Raw genomic sequence first — 25,865 nt, 5'->3', positions numbered from 1 at the left:
GATGTTCTCCCGTTCTTAAATCGTATGGTCAGTATAACGAGGATTTCTAGTAATGAAAATAGAAAAAACCCGAATAGGTCACTTTTTTTTAAAGTGTCCACTATTCGGGGTTCAGTTCATAATCTAAAACGGAGGTTTTTTATTTGCAAAAGTTTGTGAATTTCATAAAAAAATTTTTTTGCTTTGTAACCTTTCCGTTATTTCCAAGTCTAATTAAATACAAAAGTATGGAAAAGGAGGGTTTTTATGAAAAATGGCAAGCTTTTTGGAATGGGGCTCATTACTTCACTTGGCGCGGTTTTAGTATTTGGCTATTTTTTCTTTATTAAAAACACAGAAGTGCAAGCAACGGGTATTTTATTTGAAGGGGAAACGTATTCGATTACTTTAAAGCAACCAATTACAAAGGGAAGTTTAACGGATGGTTCTATCGTTGTATTAGATGAAAATGAGAAGGCTACAAAGGCTAAACTTTCGATTGATAGCAGTGGGAAAATTTTATCTGTAGATGGGTTAAATTTAGGGAAATACACACTTCAAATCAAAAAAGATGCCTTTTCTAAGAAAACTAAATTGCAGCAGGAACAGTCTGTGGCACTTGAAGTCGTTAAGAAAGTAAAAAATATTGTTACAACTGAAGATTTAAAAGATTATTTTCGCGCGTTTTTAGCGGCAGAAAACGCATTATCGAATCGATTTAACGATATGGTAACAAACGATATGGCAACAGAGGAATCCGCAAAGTCTGATACAAGTGCACCAAGTAGCGGGGGGCCGAGTCATTCTACTACAAATAATCAAGTAGAGGGTATTGATGAAGGTGACATTACGGTTACAGATGGTCGATATATTTACACGATTATTGATAACAAGGTAGCGATTGTCGATACGAAAGATTTAAAAGTGGTGAAGCGTATAACAGTTGGTAAAGATATTTATCCGAATCATCTAATGATACATGATAAAACACTAATTGTTGGTTACTCGTCTTATGTTCAAACACAGAAAGAACCTTATGACGGAAAATCCGTATCAACAGTAGCGTTTTATGATGTTAGCGATGCTAAGAATGCAGCATTGGTACGTGAAGTAGGCCATGACGGAGGAATATTAAACATTCGCAAATCTGGGAACTTTTTATATGTAGTGTCGAGTCTTACACCGAACTACTGGCTGCTTCAAGAGACACCGAATGTTGAGTTGCGTCCGTCTACGTATGATGGTAAAAAGGAAACGGTTATGCCAATTGATAAAATCCGTCTTTTACCGGAAAGCAATGAGCCAAACTATTTGATCGTTTCGGCTATCGATGTCAGCAATGTGAAGTCAAATGAATGGAAAACAGAGAGCTTTTTAGGAAGCAGCGGTCAAATGTATATGTCCGAAAATGCGATCTATATTGCGTCAACGAATCATTACGGTTTCTGGCCGGAAATTGATACCGCAGATACAACCGTCTCAAATATCATGCCAGCACCACAAAATAATGAAACGACAATCTACAAAATTTCAGTAGATAAAACAGCTTTAAAAATGGAGGCACAAGGAGAAGTAACAGGTTCTATATTAAATCAATTTTCAATGGATGAGCATGATGGTCACTTCCGTATTGCCACGACAGAAGGCAACGCCTGGGGAACTGCAGCAAATTCGAAAAATCATTTATTTATTTTAGATGAAAATATGAAGCAGGTTGGGGCAGTCAAGGATTTAGCAAAGGGCGAACGTATTTACTCTGCTCGTTTTATGGGTGATAAAGCGTATTTAGTAACATTTAGAGAAACTGACCCGCTGTTTGTCATTGATACAGAAAATCCGAAAGCTCCAAAAGTATTAGGGGAGCTGAAAATTCCAGGTTTCAGTAATTACCTGCATCCGATTGATGAAAATCATTTACTTGGAATTGGCTATGATACGGAAGTTCGAATGGAAGAAGGTTCTAAAGAGCCAATCGTTTTAACGAAAGGTATGAAACTGAGCTTGTTTGATGTAACAGATTTCAATAATCCGAAAGAAAAACAAGCGGTTGTGATAGGAGGACGCGGCACATATTCTACTGTCCAACACGACCATAAAGCGTTATTCAGAGATCCACGCCAAAACTATTATGGATTCCCTGTAACACTTTACTCACCGACAGAAGAGGAAGACCGATTAAAGTATGAAGGAACGGGTGCACACATTTATAAAGTAACTGCTTCAGGAATTGAGCTTGTTGCTGATATGATGGAAAAGGCACGTCCTGGTGAACAATACGAAGATTATTATAATGTAGTACAACGATTATTATATGTAGATGATCAATTGTTTACAGTGTCTCCATCCAAGGTAACAAGTTTCAATGGGAAAACCTTTGAAAAGCAGCAAACGGTAGGATTTTAACAATATATAACCGCAGGCACAAAGAATGTGCTTGCGGTTTTTTTATTTGAAAGAACTAGTGAAGTGACAAGTTGCCTTCCCTTTTCGTTTCCCTTGGTAAACCTTTGAGCGTAGGCATAGCGACGCACCTGGAACGTAACGATATAGGCAGACCCCCTTTGTTATGCAGCTCCCGCCAAAGGAAAATCGCAACTTATTGTACTTACCTCTATTTCTTAAGAATATCTTCATTTTTAGCCTTTCTAAATATTAAGATTTATCGTTTACACTGAATGTATGGGAAAAGGAGTGAACAATGATGATTAAAGTGAATAACTTACAACATACATTTTCAATCGGTAAAAAAGGGAAGGAAAAAACAGTACCCGTGCTGAGGGATGTATCCTTTGATGTAAAGCGCGGAGAGATTGTGGCAATCGTAGGGAAAAGTGGCTCGGGTAAATCTACATTACTTCAAATATTAGCTGGTTTTATGAAGCCAGAGCATGGTTCGATTGTCGTCAATGCACAGGAAATTGCGTCACTTAATGAAGCAGGAAGCGCCAAGTTTCGATTGGATAACTATGGCTTTATATTTCAAAACTTTCAACTGATGCCAAGTTTAACAGCGTTTGAAAATATTGAATTACCTTTAAAGTTAAAAGGGATGAAAATTTCAGAGCGCAGAACACGTGTTGAAATGATTATGAAGAAGGTAGGTTTGACGGAAGTAGCGGATCATTACCCGAACGAACTATCAGGTGGGCAACAGCAACGTGTCAGTATAGCACGAGCACTTGTAACGAATGCCCCAATATTATTGGCAGACGAGCCTACAGGGAGCCTGGATTCGGAAACTGAGCAAGATATTCTGATGCTTATTCAGCAGTTAAATCGTGAACTTGATTTGACATTTATTATTATTACGCATGATGAGGAAGTTGCGATGATAGCGGATAAACGTTTCCGTATGCATGATGGCAAGTTAGTAAAGGATGGTGATCACCGTGTTATTTAAAGACCAAATAGACTTTGTTTTGCAGCATATTAAGAAAAACAAACTACGTGTATTTATGACGGTGCTTGCCGCTACAATGGGTTGTGCATTTTTAATCGTTCTTGCTTCAATCGGATTTGGGCTGCAGGCTTCAATGGAGGAAGAAATTTTATCGAATCAAAGCGTCACAAAAATTGAGGTTATGGGCGGAGACGCACAGTTTACGGCAGAGGAAGTAGCAGAAATTGAATCGGTAGAAAATGTACAAACTGTTTTAAAAACAACGACAATGGATGCAGAGGCGAAAAGCTTTTTTGAAGACCGTGAGACAATTTCTGGTGTCCGGTTAACGAACTTCACTGATTATGCCTCTATAGCAAAGCCGTTAGCAGAAGGCACATACCCGAAAAATGAAAATGAAATTGTTGTCGGTTATCATTTCGGTCAAACGTTATTAAATGAGGCGGACCGCAAATTGATCGAGGAAAAATCAAAAGCGGCAGAAGCAGAGGGTACTTATTATAACGGAGAAGAAGAAGGCTATAAGAGTTCATTAATCGGTAAGGAGATTGAACTTGCGATAAGTTCGCATGATAATCCGGACAAGCTTTCAGAGCGTATGACATATACGATTGTTGGTGTAATGCCAAGACCTGGATACCAATGGGTAATTGAAAATAGAATTTATATGATGGATGAACAGCGTACAGCTCTTGAAAACAGCTTTAAGCAAGTAATGGTTGACGACAGCGCGAGTGATTTCCAATTATTTAATGAGCGTTATGATATTTATGCAAAAAGCTTAGAATACGTGAAGCCGATCTTGGAAGATTTACGTGGAAAAGGCTACGGTGTCTATTCTGTTACCGAACAGCTTGATGAATTAAATATCTTTTTCTTAGTATTAAAAGTAGGGCTGATATTTGTTGGGACGATTGCAGTACTGATTGCATCAATTGGTATATTCAATACGATGACAATGGCAGTAACAGAGCGTACACGGGAAATTGGTGTATTAAAGGCGATTGGGGCGAGCCCGAAACTGATTCAGCGACTATTTTTAATGGAAAGTACATTTATAGGTGTTATTGGGACTGTCCTAGCTATTGCGATCTCATACTTAGTAAGTTTTGCATCTAATCTTTTACTGCCGATTGTTTTAGAGGCAGCAACAGGAGAAGCAAACTTCAGCAATATCCAATTTTCAGCTATTCCATGGCAGTTAGTAGTGATTGCCGCAACAATTAGTATCGGTGTTGCGATGATTTCAGGATTAAGACCGGCACGAAAAGCAACGAAAATCGAAGTAATGCAGGCATTAAGACAAGAATTGTAAGAAAAATTCCACCTCGTAAAAGTAGAACTCTTCTTTTACGAGGTTTTTCTATTTCAGAACGGCTTCGATCAAGCGTAATTGCTGTTCCAGTTCAAAATACGCTTCTTCGGCCTGTTCGAGTGACACAAGTTGAAATTGGAGCTTCTGTTGTGGAGTAAGTTGTGCTAAGCGATGTAGATCTGCGCTAATTACTTGCCCAATTTTCGGATAGCCTCCGGTTGTCTGTCGGTCTGTCATTAATAGAATTGGCTGTCCACTCGGTGGCAATTGGATCGTCCCGAATGTGACGGCTTCGGAAAGTAATTGAAACGGTTTTTCAAGAAGTATGGACGTGTGGGATTCTAATTGATAGCCCATACGGTCGGATTTGTTTGAAATTGTATAAGATTGATTTATAAAGCTAGTTTGCATACCACGGCTAAATTGCAGCCACTCGGTACCTTGTAATATGCGAATTGGTGAATTTCCGTAAAAGTTCTTTATGTTCACTTGATAGGCTGGGTATTTTACCCACGTTTCTTCATAAGGAATTTCATCGTTTCGTTGCAGTGACCGACCTTTATAACCGCCGAACTTTGCTTTTAAATATGTGCTTCGACTACCGAGTATTTCATCTACTAAAAATCCTCCTGCAATACAGAAATAGCTTCTTGCGCCATTTATTATTGTCCCACACGTTAATACGTCACCTGCTTTAGCGGAAATGACTTTATACATGGGAACTAGCTGATTATTAAGTGTTGCGTGCATCATTCCCCCTGTTAAAACAAATGCTGTAGCTTTTTTAAATTCGAATGACCCTCCATTTAATGTCATTTCAATTACTGCTTTATCGGATTGTTTTAGCAGCGCATTGCCAATTCGATAGGCAACTGAATCCATCACACCACTTGCAATAAGGCCATATTGTTGATGGCCAGTTCGCCCTCCATCTTGAATTGTAGAAAAAATTCCTGGTTTCATAACCTTTAGCATGAAGTGATCTCCTTTACGGCTACAAATCGAACACGGTCACCTGCTCGCAATAATGTAGGAGGTTTTTTGTCAGGCAAAAATAATGGTGTCATAGTCCGACCGATAATTTGCCATCCGCCTGGTGTTGCAAGTGGATAAATGCCTGTTTGTTCTCCTGCAATCCCTATTGATCCAGCCGCGATTTGTAGTCTTGGAGTGGAATGACGTGGTGTTGCAATCCGTTTATCCATTCCGCCCAAAAATGGGAACCCAGGTGCAAAGCCGAGCATATAGACGAGATACTGTTTAGAGGTATGTATATCTATCACTTGTTCCGGTGTTAATCCATTAACACGTGCAACATCGTTTAAGTCAGGACCATATTCACCACCGTAAAGAACAGGAATATCAATTAACCGGCCAGTTTCCGAGGGGAAATTTTCCGGATGTTTAAGTAGGTTTTCAATATAGTTTTGTACTTTTTCAGCGCTCGTTTTAAATGGTTTGAACGGTAAAGACGTCCGAACAATATATGGGTTATAATAAACACAAAAATTCGTATAGCTCGGCACAAGTTCGATAAATCCAGGGAAAGGTTGTTGTTGGAGCATCGTAATGGCTTGCTGTATTTCGTAGTGTGCTTGCTCATTAATCGTCGTACTAAATTGAACAAATAGTGCGTTGTCGCTTAGTTGCCTGAATTGTAAAACCGGCATAGAATTTCACCTCTTTATTGGAATGAAACATTATATATGGCATGATAATAGCATAACATTCAGACAGTTGCTGGGGGAGAGGCTATGTATACGGTTGATATAAATTGTGATTTAGGCGAGAGCTTTGGGCGATATAAGCTGGGGGAGCAAGAGGAAGTTTTACGTTATATTACGTCTGCCAATATTGCCTGTGGGTTTCATGCAGGAGATCCAAGCGTCATGCGCGAAACGGTGGAGCTTGCAGTAAAAAACAATGTGCAAATCGGCGCGCATCCGGGACTTCCTGATTTAAATGGCTTCGGGCGCAGGGAAATGAAGATTTCTCCTCAAGAGGCATATGATATCGTCGTTTATCAAATCGGTGCACTGCAAGGGTTTTTAACAACTAAAAAGGTGAAAATGCAACATGTTAAACCACATGGAGCGCTTTATAATATGGCAGCGGTAAATGAAAAGATAGCACAAGCAATTGCGCAAGCTGTATATGATGTATCACCTGAGCTAATTTTATATGGCTTAGCTTCGAGTGAATTGACGAGGGCAGGAGAAAAAGTGGGCTTAAAAACCGTGCACGAAGTATTTGCAGATCGGACGTATCAGCAAGATGGCACGCTTACAAAGCGCAACGAATCAAATGCTCTTATTACAGACGGAAAAAGGGCTGTCGCACAAATAATAGAGATGATAAAGGAAGGAACAGTCACTTCCGTTCAGAATACGAAATTCCCACTTCAGGCACATAGTATTTGTGTGCATGGAGACGGGGAGCATGCCGTACAATTTGCCCAGCTGACCCGTACGAAATTGGAGCAGCAAGGTATTGTAGTAAAGGCATTTCAATAAAAGAAAAGGGTGGTTATCTCGATAATAGAGATAATCACCCTTTCGTCATATTCTAGTGATACTTCAAAATTTCAGTAACAGTTAAAAACTCGTAGCCCTCATCTTGTAAATAGGCGAGTACTGGCTCTAATCCGTCTGCGGTAGATTGGTGAATATCATGCATTAACACAATCGCATTGTTATGTAATCCATCTTTTAGCATTGGCAGAAGTTTTTCTGAATCACGGTGCTTCCAATCGAGGGTATCAATTGTCCAGTTAACCGTTTTACAAGGGATAAGCTTACGTACTTCATTATTAACCGCTCCATACGGCGGACGGAATACAGTCGAATTTTCACCGGTAGCACTTATAATGGCCTGTTCTGTAGATTCATACTCTTTTTGAATTTCCGATGGAGACATTTTCGTTAAAACACCGTGTGTCCAAGAATGGTTGCCAATTTCGTGACCAGCCTGACGCACTTTAAGCGCCAATTCAGGATAATATTGAACACGGCTGCCAAGCATGAAGAAAGTTGCCTTTGCATCATATTTTTCTAAGAGTAGTAAAATCTGTTTCGTTACTTCCGGGTGTGGTCCATCATCAAACGTAAGTGCAATTCGTTTTTTTGAAGGGTTCTTATCATTTTTCGGAACAATCGTTTCCTCTGCCTGCATCTCAATTTGGAAATCCGAGGCTAAAAGCGGGTTGATGAATGATAGAGACATTTCCACTGTCGGCATTCCTGCTTCAAGTTCTGTCACTTCTCCTTCATTAAAGTAAATAATGAGGGAATCTTCCTTTAATGCAAAGCGCTTAAATAATCGCCATTTCGGTTGAGTGGCAGAAGCGAGCTCTTTTTCCTTAATATAATCTTTATAGGCTGCGTTCTTTGCAATTTCAGATTGAACATGTGCAGCAAAGGTTTCCAAACTTTTTAGATCTTCATTCAGGAGTGTGCGAATATCGAATAATTCACCGGTTTCATTGTCGATTAAAAATGTTGTGATTGTTGTCTGTTGCTCCACTGCATTTAAAATCGTCTTATTCGTTAATACGAAGGAGTAGTAATGGTCATACTCAAATGTATTGAGGCTAATGTTTAGTTCGCCAGTTAATTCATTTACATTTTGCTGAAGGCGCATCATGCTTATGTAATATTCTTTTGATTCTTCGATATACGTATTGACCGCTTGATTGAACGCTTCGTATTCCGTAAGTGGATATTGGATTGCGAAAGGCATATTTTTATCATTTGAAATGTCTGTGACAATCTTTACACCAGGAAAAATTGATGGCTCTTCACTTGTAGTGGACTCGTGCTCTTTTGCAGATGTTTCCTCACTGCTCGGAAAAAGAGGGTTATCGCTCAAAACAGTTAAATAGATAGTAATAGCTCCCAGTAAAATGATAGAGCTAATGAGGGTTAAATCAATCCAAGGACCACGACGTTTTCTGTAAGGGTTTGTCATGATGTACTTCGGTTCCTTTCTATTAAAAATGGACATTCAAGTGAAGCTATAAAAAATATATTAAATTAATTAAACATTTTAGAAAATACACTATCATAGTAGCATATATTGTATGAAAAAAGGCTGTTATTTTATTGGTGCTTCAAGTAATATGAGCTAAGAAGTGGAAGGAGGTCCATCGTATGGATGCTGAACATACTGAAATGGCAATAGACTGCTTTTTACTTGCAGGCCGTATCATGATTGAAAGTGGTGCGGAAACGTATCGAGTGGAAGACACGATGTTGCGTATGGCCCGTTCTCAAAACATGATGGATGCACAAAGCTACGTAACGCCAACAGGAATTATTTTTTCTCTTGGTAAAACGCAACCTACACGAATTACATCGATTCCAACAAGAATTACGGATTTACATCGAATTGCTCTTGTTAATAATGTTTCGCGTAAGCTTACATCCCACCTAATATCAATTGAACAAGCTTATGAAGAGTTGAAGAAAATAGAAAAAACGAATTATTTCCTTCCAATAGCCATTCAGGTTCTTGCTGCGAGTATAGCGAGCGGTGCCTTTTTACTGCTGTTTAACGGGACCGTGAAAGACATTCCGGCTGCTTTTATTGCAGGAGGGTTAGGTTTATATATCGTTACCATTATTCATAACATGACGCGCGTGAAATTTTTCTCGGAATTTCTTGCCGCGGTGGCCATAGGTATTGTGGCATCTGCTGCAATTCATTATGGCTACGGAATAGAAATCGATAAAATCATTATTGGCTCGGTTATGCCGCTCGTTCCTGGTTTGCTTATTACAAATGCGGTACGGGATATGATGGCTGGGCATTTTACAGCAGGAATGGCAAAAGGCGCTGAGGCGTTCCTAACAGCGTTTGCGATTGGTTCGGGTATTGCACTTGTTCTGTCCTTTTAAAATTTTACTATAGGGAGGAAAGCTAGATGTTGGATAGTGTTTTTATTCAGATTGTTATTAGTTTCGTTGCAACAGCGTGCTTTGGTGTAATTTTTAATGCACCAACAAAAACAATTCCAGCATGTGGCTTAGTCGGTGCGGTCGGCTGGGCAATTTATTATGTCATGATTGATATCGGAGTCGACGAGGTACAAGCCTCTTTTCTGGGGGCATTTGTTGTGTCATTAGTAGCGTATTTCTTTGCACGCAAATTTAGAATGCCAATGATTATTTTTAGTGTTTCAGGAATTATTCCGCTTGTGCCTGGAGGAATAGCCTACAATACAATGCGTAATGTTATGGAGCTCGATTATATTATGGGGCTGCAAAATGGGATGCGGGCATTTATGATATCTGGAGCCATCGCTATGGGGCTTGTTTTCGCAGAAGTATTTATGCAAATTATATTCCGGCTATTGAGCCAGGGGAAGACTTCAATGCAATCCTTTATGAAATCGAAAAAAAGAAGCTCGTAATGCACTGTTTTGCAGTTGCCTTACGAGCTTCTTTACTATACAAGTAAAGATGAAATGCCATTAGGAGAGCTTGGTTTACTAATAAAGTACCCTTGTAAAATATCACAGCCGATATTTGTTAGGAATTCTTTTTGCTCTTCTGTTTCAACACCTTCTGCAACTACAGTTAAATTCATCGACTTGCCAAGCTGTACCATGCCATTAACGAGCTGCTGCGTTTTTTCCAACTTCAGAGAGCGGATAAAGGTTTGATCGATTTTCAAAATAGAAATCGGCAATAGCTGCATATAACGGAATGAGCCGTAGCCTGTACCGAAGTCATCTAACACAAAAACAATTCCTTCGTTCTCAAGCGTACGCATCTGTTTAATGATGCTTGTTTCGGCTTCTGCTTCCAGTGCAAATTTCTCTGTAATTTCGATTTGCAGTAAATCGGCAGGGCAACCTGTACGTTCAAGAGTAGCCAAAATCGATTTTGCCATGTTTTTGTCACGGAACTCACGGACAGAAGAGTTAATACTTACTTTAATATTGTGACCAGCCTTTTTCCAAAGAACGGCTTGCTCACATGCCTTTTCGAGCATAAATGAACCGATATTATTAATAAGACCTGTTTCCTCCGCTATTGGAATTAACTCATCTGGAGATACGACACCAATTTCCTCATCATCCCAGCGAACTAATGCTTCCACACCTATAAATTTTCCTGTTTTTACATCGAGCTGTGGCTGGTAGAGTACATGTAAATTTTTCTGATCTAATGCAAGCAATAAACGCTTTTCAATGATTGAGTTACGATTCAATGTAACATGTGAAGATTTTGACAACGAAACAATTCGGTCACCACCTGCATTACGGACAGACGTAATGGAAGCCAATGATGCCTTCATCAAGTGTGTAAAGGTCAATTGGTCTTCAGGGTAGCGAGTAATGCCACCGCTTATGGAAAGGGGAACAGCAATATTTCCATTGTATATTGGGTTTTGCTGCAAATAATTCAGGAAACCTTGTGTAAACCATTCAGGCAGAGGTGTTATCACAACGAAATCGTTTTCGTTAATACGGGCCATTGTACTATCTTGGAAATACATTTTCAGACGCTTTGTGAATTCCATGATAAGTGATTTCTCAGCACTACCGTCATGCAGATCTTTAATGGTATAAAATTTATCGATACTTAAGTAAACAAACGAAAAGTGACGACCTTCCTGAATCATTTCATCGACGACTTGTGCAAGGCGGTGCACATTGATCAACCCTGTTTCAGTATCGATATAGGCAATTTTTTCAAGCTGGAACTGAATCGACTTTTCCTTTGTAATATTTCGTTCAATAAGAAAATATTGATTTAGCTCTGGTGCCGGTCCAAGCATTGGAATGGCGGTTAAATGCACCCAATAAGGTTCGTCGTCCTTCGTAACCTTTTCCACATCACCTTGCCAGATTTGCCCGTTTTGTAATGTTTTCCAAATTTCCTGAGCAATCTTTTCTGACTCACCGTTACTCGGGAATAGTTGCCAAAACGTTTTACCGAGAACACGCTTTGGTGTCCAATGGCTTGCCTTTAAAAATTGTTGGTTGGTTTGTATGATAAAACCATCTTGATCCAGTGTCACAGTCATAAATGATTGATGAATACCGCTCTTTAAATCTATTAAATGCTGCATTTCGTCATCCAATAAACGAATCTCTTCATTAGGAATACATAAAACGAAAATGGCTTCCTTATTTTCAAAGGAGATAGGTTTTGTATATAGCGTACATATTTTGGAAGGCCCGGCTTCCATCATTATTGGAACGTTGTGTAAACATAAAGCTACAGGACTTGTTAAGATGGACTCCATAGTCTCGTTACTTACTTCTGAAAAAAGTGTGTGGAAAACAGGATTTTCTTTTAGTTCTTTAGTTTGATGTTCTGAATAGCCAAAATGATGAAAATTTTCTTTAACGATTGTTCCATTTGATAGAAGTATAAAAGAAGGGAAAGGAGTAACTAGTATTGGTTCAATTTTAACAGAAAGAGTTTGGTCATTTGTCATACGCTAAATCTCCTTGTTTAATAAATTATTACTATAATTATAATGAGGCAACATCCATTGGTCATTAAAAAAATTTAATTATATACATATATAAGCATTTAATAGGATTATTATACCTTAATTTCGAAAGAAGAGTAGTTAAAATTATACATATTTATTGTAATTGACATCAATAGAATGTCGTACTCTTATTGTCGTGTATAACTAGGAGAAAAATAAGGGTATTATTTTGTATGCATTAAAAAAGGGATTATTGCGCGCTATTGTTGCGTAACTACGTGAGCTTTACTAAAATAGAAACATTATAGAAGATAGAATTGGAGTAGAAAGAATGAATTTATCGGCAATTACTGTGTCGTTTCCTTTAGATCAAGAAACATATGAAGAAGTACAAAATTTATGTAAAACAGCGGCTGTTTGTGATGGCATCCTATTAAATCAAGTTATGAATTTAACAATTGCAAAAAGTTATGAAATACGCGGGTTTTATGTTCTAGTATATGATGATGAAAAAAATATATTAGTTGGGGCAGGAACTGCGGTGGATCTAATGGGCTTAAATACGTATGAATGGTCGATGCTGGTTGCCCCAATGTATCGTCAGCTTGGAATAGGAACAGCGATTTTAAACGTGCTAAAAGAAGGAATGGCGATACGTAAAAGTGAAGGGGAGCTCGCTCTAGTAGTGGAAGGCTCTAAATATGGAAAAGAGTTTTTACAGCAAAACGGGTATTTATACAGTTTTTCTGAAGCGACTTTAGAGGCCCATGCGGAAGTTATGGAGAATAAGGGGGCGGTAACTTTACGTCCTTTCATGCAAAAGGATACCGAAGCGCTCATTTCAATTTTTAGTGATGCTTTTGGCGATATGCGTGAAGAATCATTGGAGCTGATCGAGTTTAATACGACGACAGAAGGCTTAGTAATGTGGACAGCGGAAACGGATGGGGAAGTTGTCGGAACTGTGACAACTCGTAAAGAAGGCGAAGTACAATGGATAACTGCATTTGCTGTATCTCCGAATAGACAGCGCCAAGGTGTAGGTACGCAGATTTTAAATTTCGTGAAGGACTATGCGATTCGTTCTGGTGATAAGACCGTTTTACTTGATGTGGAGATTGAAAATATGGGTGCACTCCGTGTATATGAAAAGGCCGGCTTTATGAAGTCATCACAGTTGGATTATTATATTTATATTGGGTAAAAAGATGAGCAAATTTTACTAACAGCTTCGGTTAATAGGGAGAAAACAATATAAAAAATAGTGTTCAGGGACACAATTCGCATATGAATTGATGTCCTTGTTTTCGTTGTTGCTACACCATTTATTTATATACACGTACGCAATTAGTACAGGGATCAGTAACATCGCATAAATTTATGTGCCTTTGTTAATTCCATTGTTAAAACACTTGCTAATTAGATATTGGAAAGAGTTGAGAAATCTATATATAAGGCGATGTTCTCCAACTAACGGAGCAGTTAGTTTAATTCCTTTTCCTCGCACCAAGGTCCTTGTCCCTTGCATTTAAATTGATAAATTTTATTTTCATTTTTAACTTTCAGTTCAATTATATAATCAAATGGGTGATGGAAACTACCTTGCTTCGCATCTCCAACTATATTTATTTTTTCAATATCTTGATAACTTAAGTTTAATTTTTGATAGTCAGTGGAATTCCCTAAAATGACTAACAAGCGATGTTGTTCATTTATTAATCGATTAGGAAACTTCATAGGTTTAGGAGGCGCAATTTCACATGTCCTCGGGTTTGTTTTTAGGGAGTATTATCGGGTTTTAAATTATTTTAATTGTAATTTTGAACCTATAAATCACAAAAAACACCAATCGCATTATATAGCATACGATTGGTGCTTCCAATAATAAAACTTCCATGTTACCACTCACTTCATTAAAAAAGCCTCTTTCGAAGGACCAATCAAATAAAGTTCATGCATGGCACGGGTTAAGGCTACATACAGCAACTTCCGATCAAGCGCATTTTTAAAATACGGTATGTCAAATGACGTGAGAATAACTGCATCAAACTCTAATCCCTTTGCTAAATGACTTGGGATGACAAGAAGCTTTTGCTGATCGATTGCCGAATTTTCGTCGAGCAGCTGTGCAGGGATATCTGAGTTTTCAAGCTGCCCGACCAACTGAACAGCTTCATTTGTTGTTTTACATATGAGTGCAATGGATTGATGCCGGTTTTCGCGGATTTTTGCCAGCACGTCTTTAATGATGTTGTCATCAAAGTTTTCCGCTGTGATAAACTCAGGCTTTTTTCCATGACGGACAACGGGTTCAACGAGTGGTAAGTCCTCGTCCATCTGCATTAAAATTTCATTGGCGACTTCCATAATTTCAATAGTCGTCCGGTAGCTTTTTTGAAGTGTAGCATACGTTGCACGAGGGAAAAGCTCAAGGACAGGCTGCCATTCTGTAAGGGATCGATAGCTGTGAATACCCTGTGCCAAATCGCCGACCATCGTGAACATATCTGTTTCAAGACCCGTCTTTAATGCAGCAAGCTGGAAGTAGCTGTAATCTTGCACTTCATCAATAAAGACGACCCGCATTTTCCATTTATCCTCAATCCCTTTAATTTTCGCATGTAAAAATAAAAGGGCTGCTAAATCTTCAAGTGCCCATTGCTCTTTTTGGTGTGCCTCTAAAAATAACTCTGTTTCTTCCATAGTCCATTCGGGAGCCAATTCAAATAATAAATCACGGCTTGTAAGTAGCGTTCGGTATAGTTGCTTAATTTTTACTTTCTGGAATTTTTTCATATAGGACGAAGCGACGGATTTTGCTTCCTGTTTAATTTTTGGAATGCGGTCATCACGTTCATCGATTAGTTTTGTAACGGTATGCCGGCGCTTTTCCGCATCCCGCATGCCATTGAGTGCACGACCAATCGCGTCTTCATAGCGTGTATTTAATGTAGTTAGAACAGCGGATGTTTTCCGTTTTACTTCGGTTTGAATGACCTTTTTTATACGCTCGAGCCGTTTCTCAACAGGCATATATTGAAATTCTACCAAAAACAGCTTCCGCAAATGGTCGCCTTTCATAATCCGGTATTTTTCAATAAACACATCATCAAATAAAGTGGCCAATTGTGCTTCGTAATGCTGTAAATAGCGATTCATCAATAGCTCATAAAATGGACTGCCTTTCATTTTCGGAATTGGCCAGTCATCATGTATGGATGACTGATCGGCTACTAGCTGTTCGAGCTGATCGTTTGGATTTTGCAGCTTTAATTTAAGATTTAACGCATCAAGTACATATTGAGCATAAGTCGTTTGGCAAATTTTATCGACACCTAGCTCAGGCAAAACGTCTGCGATATAGTCGATGAATAAACGGTTTGGTGCTAAAATCATGAGCTGTTCAGGATTGAAATGATCGCCCATCGTATAGAGGAAGTACGAAATCCGGTGCAGGGCAATCGTTGTTTTTCCTGACCCTGCTGCTCCTTGTACGAGAATCGGTTGGCGAAGATGGGCTCGAATAATTTCGTTTTGTTCTTTCTGTATTGTGGAGACGATTTCGGTCAGGCGCACATCAGCTTTACCTTCGAGTGCCTCTTGAAGCAGCTCGTCATTCGTTGTTAAATCGACGTCCCGGTAGTCGAGTAGCTGTGCGTTTTCGATTTTGTATTGTCGTTTTGCAAACAAATGTCCCGTATGCTCTTCACCGCGAACGTCATATGTAATTTCACCCAACCGTCCGTCATAATAGACATTTGCAACAGGGGAACGCCAGTCGACAACGATGGGTTCATGCGTTTCGCTATGGAAGAGGGATGTTTTACCGATATAAAGAAATTCTTCATTTTCCTGCTCACGCTGAAAATGAATTCTCGCAAAATATGGTTTTTGGCGTATCGCCTCTAAGCCTTCCTTTTGGTTGCGAGCCAATTCGAAAAAGCGAGTATTCATTAAAATATTTAAGAAGCTGTCACTCGAATCCAAGTATTCCACATTGGTCATTGCGGAGCGAATATTTTCCTGAGCTGTTTCGATATCTCTTTTCGAACTATGCAAAATCTGATCCATATAATGAACCGTATCATACAACCGTTGCTGTTCTTGTTTGAAATCTTCATTTACCGTCATGTCGTTCCCCCTATCATCAATGTTTTAATTTTTTCTGAGTCTGTAACATTGTCAGATAATAATCTTATCAAAATACGAAGCGTACATTCAAGGACATGTCTTAAATGGGGGAGGTTGATGTAACAGAAAATAGGTTGGGGATATAAAGAAATTTTATCTAAGGGACTTAAAAAACTTAGCTGGTTTCAAAATATTTTAGGTTAATAAAAACCATATAATGGTATTGTTGTGTAGAAGGGTATTTAATGATTTAAATAAAGAAGGAGCGTTTTTATTGGAACAAAGTACAACGAAAATCTATAGTCCCCCGAAACATATTGTATCAGCAGCAACAATTGTACTTAATGATCAAAACGAAGTTCTGTTAATCAAAGGACCTTTGAGAGGTTGGGAGATGCCAGGAGGTCAAGTAGAAGAAGGGGAATCGCTAAAAGAAGCTGCTATTAGGGAGACAAAAGAAAAAACCGGTATAGATGTTGAAGTAATAAAGTTTTGCGGGATTTTCCAAAATGTAAAAAAATCAATTTGTAACACACTCTTTCTAGCTAAGCCTGTTGGAGGACAATGTACAACTTCTCCTGAAAGCTTACAAGTAGGATTTTTTCAAATTGAAGAAGCTTTAAACATGGTGACAGTGGGGAATTTCCGACAAAGAATTGAATGCTGTCTAGATGAAAGTAATCACCCTTTTTATATAGATTTTTAAGAGCAAAGGAAGAGAGGAATTCACCGCTATATTTTAAAAACAACATCGATTGTGCAAGCGTATCGAGATGTTTCTTTTTCAGCGTAAATATTGTCCTGAATAGTAATTTTTGCGTTTCTGAAAGTATACGTTTCTTCTTTATCTGCGTACACTTCAAAAAAATCGACCGTGTAATACTTATAACTTCCTTTTTCAAGGTAACACCAGACTTCATCTGCTTTTCGTGGGTCGAGGCCCTTACTATGTAAAAACTCGACAAGCGCATCATTATTCATAATTTGCTCCGCATAAAAAATACAATCTCCACATATGCAATGGTTGGTTGTACCAGCAAGTTCTCTTTTCGAATAAAACTGCTCATTTAATTGTTTCGTGTTCATTATGCCCTCCTTAAAATTAATAGTTTAATATTACTAAAGGATTCTAAAAAAAGCACCTAAAGATGTAATTTGTTTTTATTTTAAATATAGGTGAAATTGGTAGATGATTTTATCGCTGTAAGGGATGGGGAAAAGCATTGGCTAACATTGATTTCATTCGAAGTGAAGAAAAGAAGTATCATGATTATTGTTACGATAACTATAAATTATTTGAAGCCGGTTCCTGGTTATACAAACCTGTAAAAACGGTAATCGATTTATTAGATATATTTAATAATAAAGAAAATGTAAAAGTTCTAGATTTAGGTTGTGGAGTGGGTAGAAATAGTATTCCAATAGCTGAAGCAATAAAGCAGAAAAATGGCAAAGTTGTGTGTGTTGATTTGCTGGATTCGGCAATACAAAAATTAAGGCAATATAGTAAAGAATATAGGGTAGAAGAAGTAATAGTCACGAAAAAAGCTGATATTGGATCTTTTAAAATCAATAAAAATGAATATGATTTAATCGTAGCCATCTCAAGCTTAGAGCACGTTCAATCAGAAATAGCGTTAGATAAAACAATTCAGCAAATGGTAGATGGTACTCAAAATAACGGGCTAAATTGTATTATTGTGAACTCTGAAGTTACAGAAACAGACGTAGAAACGAATGAGAAACTAAATGCACTTATGGAAATCAATCTTTCAACAAAAGATATGATGAAAAAAATAAGTAGCTTCTACATAGGGTGGGAAGTATTGAAATCAGAAGTAAAACCCTTAGAGTACAATATTATTCGAAATGGGAAGCCAGTATTGCTAAAAACTAATGCAATATCTTATATCGTTAGAAAAAATAATGAATAGATCTTCAACAAAACGGTGCGTTATTCCAAGATGGGGAAAAGCTTTTTTCTTATTGAATCTCACGCTAAAGGGGGATATGTTTTATGGAGTTAAAATGGGTAAATGGACAATATCCAGAAGATAAGAGGATTTTTGATTCTGAGATGGAAGTGTATGAATGGACACACTCATTATATCCGGATATCTCGCTTTATTTATTTAGAGAACTAAATGTTGGTTATGCAACGCCTGATGAAAAAGTAAATGATTTTTTAACCGAACTGCTTCCGCAATGGGCAGATTATTTAAACCTACAGCTTATTGTACATAAAGATAAAGTAGAAGAAAACGGTAAATATATTTATAGAATTTGGACTTCACAAGTAGAAAAACTTGATAGGAATGATGAATTTGAATAAGATCCTAAAAATTAAAGCGTTAAAATTTCCAAACATCCCTCATTATGAGTGGGAGGGAGAAATTCTTGAAAAAACGGAGGATTACCTATTAGTGCTTTGTAAACCAGGAAGGAAACTAATACACCATTCTAAAGAAGACATATATATTATCAATAATACCTCGATCGAGTATTTTCCTTTGAAAAAATGGTATACGGCAGCAATGGAAATTGAAGAGGGGACAGGGGCATTAATTTCCGCCTATTGCAACATAGCGATGCCTTCTGTTTTAAATCAGAATGAAATTAGTTTTATAGATTTGGACTTGGATTTTATAAAAAGAAAAAACGAAGACTGGAAAGTTGTAGATGAAGACGAATTTGAAGTAAATAGTATGAAATTTCAATACCCTGAAGATCTGAAAAATGAAGCGTTAAAGGCTCTAGAAAAATTAAAACAGGACGTGGCGAATAGTATCTTTCCTTTTAACTATAAAATTACTATAGAAAAGAGTAATACTTTTTCAGGAGGAATAGTCAATGATTGAGAAGTCTATTCAATCATGCAGGGGGACGGTCTATTACTGGACGAACGAAATAGTTCCTCTTCAGAAATTTGCTATTGTTTTTTGTCATGGGTTAACAGCGGATCATACCCTTTTTGATAAGCAAGTTGAGTATTTGGCTAATGAATATAAATTGATAACTTGGGATTACCCTTTACATGGAAAATCCAGACCTTATGAAGGTTTCACTTTCACAAATGTTAATGAAGAACTATTAACAATACTCAATCAGGAGAACATAGATAAAATATTTTTAGTGGGACAGTCAGCGGGAGGTTTTATTGCGCAGTCGTTCATTCAGGAATTTGAAGACAAAGTATTAGGTTTCATAGGGGTAGGCACAACACCATTTGGTAAAAATTACTATAAAAAGTCAGAGCTATTTTGGATTAAACACTATTCTACCATTGCCAAAATGTACCCGTATAGCTACTACTGTAAAGCAAGCGCAAAAGCTAGTACACGAACAGATGAAGCAAGAGAAAATATGTACAAAACATTAGTGGGCTTAGGAAAAAAGGATATGTTGAAAGCAGCAAGTGCTGTTTATGGTGAATTTCTGAAAATAGAAGAGGAAGTGCAGTTTAACTGCCCTGTTCTAATTACTTATGGGGAATACGACAAGACCGGCTATGTTAGAAAATATAATAATAGTTGGGCAGACAAGACCGGGTATCCATTAAAAATTATCCGTAATGCTTCTCATAATGCAAATTATGATAACTACGCGGAATTCAATGACCTGCTCACCTCTTTTGTTCAGTCAAATATTTAAAGGGGAGGAATTGCTATTACTAAAATAAATAACAGACTATTACCAGCAGTTATTTATTTTTCTGCAATTGTAATACTTCTAATTTCCATATCGAAAACCAATTTTAATTTTACTGGTTATAGTTACTACTACGATGAAGAAGCGATGGTACTTACAATTGAAGAGGGGTTAATCAATAAAGAAATAAGTCATGTGTTAGATGGGCAAAAGAGTCCCGCTCAAGCCTACTTAATCATGCTGCTATTTAACAAAGCATATCAATTATGTTTGTTTACCATAGTTTTGCTTACATTTCTTACGTCACATATCTTTTATATAATATCTTCTAAAAGACCGAAATTATATTTGGGGATATATCTATTAATCTTTATCGTATTTATTTTAGGGGATTTGTACATGCACAAAGAGTTGATTCAAGAAATATCCAATACTCTCAATAAATTATAAAGAGCAGGAATTCTTCAAATTAGTAAAAAAGGGTAATAGTCAAAAAAGACCTATTACCCGTATATTTATTTTCACCACTTCGCCATATGCTCTTCAATACAGCCAAGCATTTGCTGGATCTGTAAAGTTGTACCGTCTTCAAGCTGAATAAATCCATCATAGTAGCCTACCATTTGATGAACAGAGGAAACGATGACCTTCGCATTGGTTTCAGCAACTCGTTCAAAAAATGGCGTAAACATTAAATTGACTTGCCCGCTGAACTTCGATTTTACGGCCCATGGCTTCATAAAATCGGTACGGTCATAGTGAAATAATACATCTTCATGTATTTTTGTCATCTTTCCATCGACAAAAACTGCATTTTCCGTCATTCCTGTACCGTCTGTCCACTTCCCCCCAAAGTTTAAGCCGATTCGTTGACCGCGAACGCGCTGTGAGGCCATTCCCCAATTCCATACTGCTTCACGAGGCCATATTCCACGTCCGTAATCAAGGACTGCAAAACTTTCTTCAGGAGTAAATGTAAAGCGGCGATTGCCAATATGTACGACACCAGAAGCCGGTAAAGTATGATGTTTCGCTGTAAATTGAAATGTTCGACGATTCCATGGGATGACTACATTAAGTGATTCATCATTTTTTGGGTGCTCAATCGTCAGCTCTGCATGTAATGGGTCCCCGTCAAAATCCGGTGCTTTGACCGTTAAATGAGTTTCATTGTTGGAGTACATCATTTCAATCGACATTTCACTATTTTTATATTGAATGGTTTCCAATACTTTTTCAGGCATTTTTACATTTGCCCCAAGTGGAATTAAAATTGTTTTTTCGAAATAGCGCTGTGTTTCATACTCGAGAAAATAGACGAAGCACACTGCAGCATAATCTAAATGACTAATTGTTGCGGAAAATAAAATCTCCTCACCAAAGACACACCAATAATTCCATTTTTTCTTGCGCATAAAATGACCGGATAGATTGCAATCGATAATTGGTGTTCGTGCATATCCGATTGCCTCCGGATTCAGGTTGCCTTTTTTATCGCATAGAACCGTTGGAAGGACGATTTCCCGTTCTGCGTGTTGTCTCATCTAAATTCCCCCTTAAACTTTCTATAAAAAATTAATTATTTGATCATATACAGTTAAAATAATTGTATCAAACATTTACAAAAACAGGGTATTTTCACTCTACATTCATACAAAGTACATAAAAGGAAGAAATTCGACATAGGCTGTGAAAAAAGGAGAAAAAAGTTGGCTTCATACTATAATCGAATGGCTGCAGTGGCCTATGCCAATAAATGGTGGGATAGCTTTAATCCTGAGTTTCCTAGATTTCAGGATGACTGTACAAATTTTATTTCACAATGTTTATATGCTGGAGGTGCGCCAATGCGCGGGGCACCGAATCGTGGGCAAGGCTGGTGGATGATTGGCTTGAATGAACGCTGGAGCTATAGCTGGACTGTTGCCCATTCACTACGCTGGTATTTGGAAACGTCAAAGCAGGGTCTACGGGCAACAAGGGTAAATTCAGTAGAGGAGTTACAGTTGGGGGATGTCATTTTTTATGATTTCCAGGGGGACGGACGAATTGATCATAGTACGATTGTAACGCGAATTGATCAAGGTATTCCATATGTAAATGCCCACACGTCGAACAGTGCCGACCGAGAATATTCTTATGAGGACTCCACAGCCTATACGCCACAAATGCGCTACTATTTCTTTCATATTGAGGATGAGTTTACGTTGTAAAGCACCCTTCTAAATATGTTAAATGTTGAAATTTCATGATAAGGTAGTAATAGTAACAGAAGGGGGTTTTGTCGATGACATTATCAGTAAGAGATGCAGTATTACAACGTCGATCAATTAAACTATTTAACGGACAGCAAGTTGATAAGGAAGCAGTGTTCGAAATTTTGGATGAAGCAAAATGGGCACCAAATCATGGCAACCGTCAGCCTTGGCGTGTAGTAGTAGGCGCGGGCGAGCAACTTCCAAAAGTACATGAATTACTCCGAAATCTCGCTATTCCGAAATGGGAAGAACTTTCAGAAGATGCACTTGCTGCTCAAATGAAAAAGTTCACATTAGCGGGTGCCTACGCATTTGTTTTAGTGACAGAGGATGTTCGTCAAAAAGAACGCCTAGAAGATTACGCGGCGGCTTCTTGCTATTTACAAAACGTGCAGCTACTGGCGTGGGAAAAAGGTATCGGTACATGCTGGAAAACACCTGGATTTTTAGATAATCCGAAATTCCGTGAAGCATTAAAAGCTCAACCACATGAACGGGTAATTTCAATGTTCCAGTTCGGCTATTTTGATGAACTGCCAAAAGCAAGAGTGCGTAAAGAGCTTACGGATTTTGTAACAGAGTTCGAGATTTAATAGTATGAGAATGCATGAGGAAATCAACATGTTCCCGTGCATTCTTTTTTATGTGTTCGGATATTTTTAACCAATTAGACGGGGAATTTCCGCTTTTTCCGGAAAGCTGTAGAATGATGTGGTCTTGCTTTAAAAACCTTTTTTGTCTAAACATAAAATTAGATTTGAAATTGAGGTAAATAAGTAATAAAATGGCAGTTGGAAGAAGGAAATTATAGGAATATACTAAAATAAACCAGTTTTCTAAGAAGGAGTAACTATGCGCTATAAAAGCTTAAAAACGCGACTAATAATCATATTATTATTAGTTGGCATTATTCCCGTTTTGGTTACGGTTACGTACAATTACTTTACAACATTTGAGAGTTTTGAAGAAGTACAGTATGCCCAACAAAAAGAAATTGAACATTCTGTAACGAAGTATTTTGAACAGACAGCAGCTGAGCTGCAATATTTAGTTGAGCTATATGCAAAGGATCCGGAAATACAGCAGTTACTTTTAGAAGAAGAACGCCCCTCTATACAATCTAACGGAGAAGCGCTGTTTAATAGATTAAGTGAACAGCACAAGCTGGCCATTTTCGAAATTGGTGATGAAAATGGGACTGTACATGTAAGAGGACATAATCCATCCCAATACGGAGATGATAAATCCGAAATTGACGCCATTCAAGGTGCCCTACAAGGAAATACATATAGCGGTTTTGAATATGGTTCAAGCGGATTGACTGTTAGAGCTTTTGCGCCGGTTGAATGGAATGGACGAACAATCGGGACTTTACAAATTGGTTTTGGAAAAGAATTTGTAGCCAATGTTCAAAGTCTGTTGCCAAATGTGGAGCTGCAGTTGCTTGATACAAATGGAGAAATTGTAGAAGCATCGGAAAAAGAAAATATCGGGATGCAATTAAAGGGGAATGCTATTTCTGCTGTTTTAAATGGAGAGGCAACCCAAATAAAAAATGAGGATAAAAAAGTGATTGAAAGCTTTTTACCTTTGCAAGACCCGACGGCAGCAACTGTTATTGGAGGGTTACATTTAACTCAAAATATTGAGGCAACCCAATCTACTATATACTCGATGGTAAGTATGGGAGGTATCATTTTAATAATCACCATTATTCTTGCTGTAATGGTAGCGTTAATTTACAGTCGCACATTAACTAAGCCGATTATTCACACTTCAAAGCTTTTGCATGTATTAAGTGAAGGTGATTTAACACATCGTATGGAAAACCATAATCGTAAAGATGAAATTGGGCAGTTAATGACAGATATGAAAAAAATGCAGGAACATCTACATAAAATGATTAAGGAAGTTTCAAATGCATCGAGCAGTGTAAGCTCCAAAAGTGCTATACTCGCTCAATCGACAAGCGAAGTGTCGACGGGAGCTCAGGCAATTGCTGAAACAATGGAAACATTATCACGTGGAATAGAAATGCAAACGAATGAGATTTCGGAAGTCTATGAAGCTGTTACTAATTTTTCGAACGAATTAAAGGAAACGGCAGAACAAGGAACAAAGCTTGAATCAGTTTCCGGTAATGTGCTTTCGCTTTCATCGGAAGGTACAAAGAAGATGCAGACTTCCAATGGGCAAATGCAACAAATCCATAACATTATGCACACGGCTATTCATAAAATGGACGGTTTAGGGGAGCGTGTTGGACAAATTTCTTCTTTCGTAAATATTATTGAAGATGTAGCCAACCAAACGAACTTACTTGCCTTAAATGCCTCTATCGAAGCAGCGCGCGCAGGGGAACATGGAAAAGGGTTTGCCGTTGTAGCAGAAGAAGTACGCAAGCTTGCTGAACAAGTGGCGAAATCGGTAACGGAGATTTCAGTAATTGTAGGTACGATTCAACAAGGCGCCCATGAATTAAGCAACTCATTGCAGCAAGGGTTTGCGACCATTGAAACAGGTACGGCACAACTTTCCGATACGGCCGAAACTTTTAGGGAAATCGAGGAGTCTGTTTTGCAAATGGATGCATTTACGAAGCAAGTCCTTGGGCAATTACAGGCAATGAGCAGTGAGGGACAGGTAATTAATCAGTCCATGCAGGAAATCTCAGCAATTACTGAGGAAACAACAGCAAGTGTAGAAGAAACAACTGCCACGGTTATTGAAACGAGCGCAACGATGAGTAACGTCGCAACGACAACGGAGCAGTTGGCAGAACTTGCTGATAAGCTTAATAAAATTGTTAAAGAATATAAAATTTAATATAAAAGGAGTCGCTGGAATACTGGCGGCTCCTTTTTTAACGGTGTTAGGGGCAGATGTTATATTAATATAGGTTTTATGAAGTATATATGGGGAAAAGGACTGATACCAAGAATTGATGGAGGGATGCAAATGTTTAATGAACCAAAACAGACGATTGATGTCGCCTATACTAAAGGGGAATTGCTAGAAAAACTCCAGGAATTACGTGGCGGTGAACCAGGTGAAGAAATAGATAGAACCCATATTTACGTCTTGACTAAAGATGTGGATGAGTTCCATTCAATTGCTCGACATCAGCAAATTTCACTAATTACGACAAACGGCGTCCGCAGTATACTTAAAACGCTATTTACGAAAGAAACACCTATTGAAGAAAAATTACGTCGCTTAAACTTACCGGAAAATGAACGTCTTGAATATGAAAAGATCATTAACGATGGAGGCAAAATTCTCATAACGGGCAGTGACCCATTTGATGAAGAGGGCTGGGAAGGGCATACACTTGATAATTGGATTACGAACCGCTCTAATCCATCGAATTTAATTCGCTGGGATATTGAAGAGGAGCGTCCAATTCCATTTGAGGAGCAAAAAAAGAAGTATGAACCTTTGCCTCCGAATAGCGAAGTAGCAGGTGAGTTTGGACGTGGCGATGAAGTAGAAGATCCGGATACAATTCCATTGAAGGACAACCAGCGTTACGTTCGCGACCCGCATACAAAGGAACTAAGTATTTATCAAGGTCCACATAAAAAGTAATCATGAGAGCCCAACTGACATGTAAGCAGTTGCGGCTCCTTTTTTGATTTAGTCAACAGAATATATGATTTTTGAAGGGAAATTTGTAGTTTTATAG

General features: G+C 38.1%; 24 protein-coding genes. 16 read left to right on the top strand and 8 right to left on the bottom strand.

The features are described 5' to 3' along the window. The first annotated feature begins 246 nt into the window (after positions 1-246). From SNE38_RS17275 to SNE38_RS17265, 3 genes are all read left to right on the top strand, one after another. On the top strand, positions 247-2,382 hold the full coding sequence (locus tag SNE38_RS17275; RefSeq protein ID WP_336046979.1) for a beta-propeller domain-containing protein: 2,136 nt from the start codon (positions 247-249) through the stop codon (positions 2,380-2,382). Between the two features lie 298 nt (positions 2,383-2,680). Further along, positions 2,681-3,379 carry an ABC transporter ATP-binding protein gene (locus tag SNE38_RS17270; RefSeq protein ID WP_191704655.1) on the top strand — a complete coding sequence of 233 codons (699 nt, stop codon included), beginning with the start codon at positions 2,681-2,683 and terminating at the stop codon, positions 3,377-3,379. Then, complete coding sequence (locus SNE38_RS17265) at positions 3,369-4,694, top strand: ABC transporter permease (RefSeq protein ID WP_191704656.1); 1,326 nt, start codon at positions 3,369-3,371, stop codon at positions 4,692-4,694. Before SNE38_RS17270 ends, SNE38_RS17265 begins: the two co-directional genes overlap by 11 nt. A 48-nt stretch (positions 4,695-4,742) precedes the next feature. Here the strand turns inward: SNE38_RS17265 and SNE38_RS17260 are convergent, their stop codons facing one another. Both SNE38_RS17260 and pxpB read right to left on the bottom strand, forming a co-directional pair. Then, positions 4,743-5,669: a 5-oxoprolinase subunit C family protein gene (locus SNE38_RS17260; protein WP_191704657.1), complete on the bottom strand. Its 927-nt coding sequence runs from the start codon at positions 5,667-5,669 to the stop codon at positions 4,743-4,745. Further along, a complete protein-coding gene (pxpB, locus tag SNE38_RS17255; protein ID WP_336046978.1) occupies positions 5,663-6,364 on the bottom strand; it encodes a 5-oxoprolinase subunit PxpB in 702 nt (233 codons plus the stop codon). Before pxpB ends, SNE38_RS17260 begins: the two co-directional genes overlap by 7 nt. An 84-nt stretch (positions 6,365-6,448) precedes the next feature. Between pxpB and SNE38_RS17250 the strand changes: the two genes are divergently transcribed. After that, positions 6,449-7,207, top strand: coding sequence for a LamB/YcsF family protein (locus SNE38_RS17250; RefSeq protein WP_191704659.1), 759 nt, complete (start codon positions 6,449-6,451; stop codon positions 7,205-7,207). 52 nt (positions 7,208-7,259) lie between these two features. Here the strand turns inward: SNE38_RS17250 and SNE38_RS17245 are convergent, their stop codons facing one another. Further along, complete coding sequence (locus SNE38_RS17245; RefSeq protein WP_191704660.1) at positions 7,260-8,660, bottom strand: polysaccharide deacetylase family protein; 1,401 nt, start codon at positions 8,658-8,660, stop codon at positions 7,260-7,262. Positions 8,661-8,842: 182 nt separating this feature from the next. Here SNE38_RS17245 and SNE38_RS17240 point away from each other — a divergent pair, with 182 nt between their 5' ends. Both SNE38_RS17240 and SNE38_RS17235 read left to right on the top strand, forming a co-directional pair. After that, the gene (locus tag SNE38_RS17240) at positions 8,843-9,589 is read left to right on the top strand and encodes a threonine/serine exporter family protein (RefSeq protein ID WP_191704661.1); all 747 of its coding nucleotides are present in this window, start codon (positions 8,843-8,845) and stop codon (positions 9,587-9,589) included. Positions 9,590-9,615: 26 nt separating this feature from the next. After that, positions 9,616-10,104, top strand: a complete 489-nt coding sequence (locus tag SNE38_RS17235) for a threonine/serine exporter family protein (RefSeq protein ID WP_191704662.1) — start codon at positions 9,616-9,618, stop codon at positions 10,102-10,104. Positions 10,105-10,139: 35 nt separating this feature from the next. Here SNE38_RS17235 and SNE38_RS17230 read toward each other — a convergent pair whose 3' ends face one another. After that, on the bottom strand, positions 10,140-12,143 hold the full coding sequence (locus tag SNE38_RS17230; protein WP_191704663.1) for a sensor domain-containing protein: 2,004 nt from the start codon (positions 12,141-12,143) through the stop codon (positions 10,140-10,142). Between the two features lie 331 nt (positions 12,144-12,474). On the opposite strand from SNE38_RS17230, the gene SNE38_RS17225 reads away from it, so the two are divergent. After that, the gene (locus SNE38_RS17225) at positions 12,475-13,347 is read left to right on the top strand and encodes a GNAT family N-acetyltransferase (RefSeq protein WP_336046977.1); all 873 of its coding nucleotides are present in this window, start codon (positions 12,475-12,477) and stop codon (positions 13,345-13,347) included. A 278-nt stretch (positions 13,348-13,625) separates the two neighbouring features. Here SNE38_RS17225 and SNE38_RS17220 read toward each other — a convergent pair whose 3' ends face one another. Together SNE38_RS17220 and helD are read right to left on the bottom strand one after the other, a co-directional pair. Then, positions 13,626-13,880 carry a hypothetical protein gene (locus tag SNE38_RS17220; protein WP_336046976.1) on the bottom strand — a complete coding sequence of 85 codons (255 nt, stop codon included), beginning with the start codon at positions 13,878-13,880 and terminating at the stop codon, positions 13,626-13,628. A gap of 168 nt (positions 13,881-14,048) precedes the next feature. After that, the gene (gene helD, locus SNE38_RS17215; RefSeq protein WP_336046975.1) at positions 14,049-16,274 is read right to left on the bottom strand and encodes an RNA polymerase recycling motor HelD; all 2,226 of its coding nucleotides are present in this window, start codon (positions 16,272-16,274) and stop codon (positions 14,049-14,051) included. A gap of 274 nt (positions 16,275-16,548) precedes the next feature. Between helD and SNE38_RS17210 the strand changes: the two genes are divergently transcribed. Continuing rightward, positions 16,549-16,980 (top strand): NUDIX hydrolase, encoded by a 432-nt coding sequence (locus SNE38_RS17210; RefSeq protein ID WP_336046973.1) that lies wholly within the window; start codon positions 16,549-16,551, stop codon positions 16,978-16,980. Positions 16,981-17,006: 26 nt separating this feature from the next. Here the strand turns inward: SNE38_RS17210 and SNE38_RS17205 are convergent, their stop codons facing one another. Beyond that, on the bottom strand, positions 17,007-17,360 hold the full coding sequence (locus SNE38_RS17205) for a hypothetical protein (protein ID WP_336046971.1): 354 nt from the start codon (positions 17,358-17,360) through the stop codon (positions 17,007-17,009). A gap of 137 nt (positions 17,361-17,497) precedes the next feature. Between SNE38_RS17205 and SNE38_RS17200 the strand changes: the two genes are divergently transcribed. The 4 genes from SNE38_RS17200 to SNE38_RS17185 all read left to right on the top strand — a co-directional run bounded on the left by SNE38_RS17200 (position 17,498) and on the right by SNE38_RS17185 (position 19,925). Next, the gene (locus SNE38_RS17200) at positions 17,498-18,208 is read left to right on the top strand and encodes a class I SAM-dependent methyltransferase (protein ID WP_336046969.1); all 711 of its coding nucleotides are present in this window, start codon (positions 17,498-17,500) and stop codon (positions 18,206-18,208) included. A gap of 83 nt (positions 18,209-18,291) precedes the next feature. Continuing rightward, entirely contained in the window at positions 18,292-18,606 is a 315-nt protein-coding gene (locus tag SNE38_RS17195) for a hypothetical protein (RefSeq protein ID WP_336046968.1), read from the top strand. Beyond that, complete coding sequence (locus SNE38_RS17190) at positions 18,590-19,132, top strand: DUF402 domain-containing protein (RefSeq protein WP_336046980.1); 543 nt, start codon at positions 18,590-18,592, stop codon at positions 19,130-19,132. The genes SNE38_RS17195 and SNE38_RS17190 overlap by 17 nt, the downstream gene beginning before the upstream one ends. After that, positions 19,125-19,925, top strand: coding sequence for an alpha/beta fold hydrolase (locus tag SNE38_RS17185; RefSeq protein WP_336046967.1), 801 nt, complete (start codon positions 19,125-19,127; stop codon positions 19,923-19,925). Before SNE38_RS17190 ends, SNE38_RS17185 begins: the two co-directional genes overlap by 8 nt. A gap of 518 nt (positions 19,926-20,443) precedes the next feature. Here the strand turns inward: SNE38_RS17185 and SNE38_RS17180 are convergent. Further along, positions 20,444-21,466, bottom strand: a complete 1,023-nt coding sequence (locus SNE38_RS17180) for a DUF2804 domain-containing protein (protein ID WP_191704671.1) — start codon at positions 21,464-21,466, stop codon at positions 20,444-20,446. 165 nt (positions 21,467-21,631) lie between these two features. On the opposite strand from SNE38_RS17180, the gene SNE38_RS17175 reads away from it, so the two are divergent. The 4 genes from SNE38_RS17175 (at position 21,632) to SNE38_RS17160 (ending at position 25,768) form a co-directional block, all read left to right on the top strand. Beyond that, the gene (locus tag SNE38_RS17175) at positions 21,632-22,135 is read left to right on the top strand and encodes an amidase domain-containing protein (RefSeq protein WP_191704672.1); all 504 of its coding nucleotides are present in this window, start codon (positions 21,632-21,634) and stop codon (positions 22,133-22,135) included. A 74-nt stretch (positions 22,136-22,209) separates the two neighbouring features. Then, positions 22,210-22,773 carry a nitroreductase family protein gene (locus SNE38_RS17170; RefSeq protein WP_191704673.1) on the top strand — a complete coding sequence of 188 codons (564 nt, stop codon included), beginning with the start codon at positions 22,210-22,212 and terminating at the stop codon, positions 22,771-22,773. 259 nt (positions 22,774-23,032) lie between these two features. Next, a complete protein-coding gene (locus SNE38_RS17165; RefSeq protein WP_336046966.1) occupies positions 23,033-25,006 on the top strand; it encodes a methyl-accepting chemotaxis protein in 1,974 nt (657 codons plus the stop codon). Between the two features lie 78 nt (positions 25,007-25,084). Beyond that, a complete protein-coding gene (locus tag SNE38_RS17160) occupies positions 25,085-25,768 on the top strand; it encodes a general stress protein (protein WP_336046965.1) in 684 nt (227 codons plus the stop codon). Positions 25,769-25,865: the final 97 nt, after the last annotated feature.

Origin of the sequence: Solibacillus ferritrahens (assembly GCF_037027585.1) — a bacterium.
Lineage (GTDB): Bacteria > Bacillota > Bacilli > Bacillales_A > Planococcaceae > Solibacillus > Solibacillus ferritrahens.
Note: the sequence above shows the minus strand (reverse complement) of the source record. Positions and strands in the feature narration are given on the sequence as shown.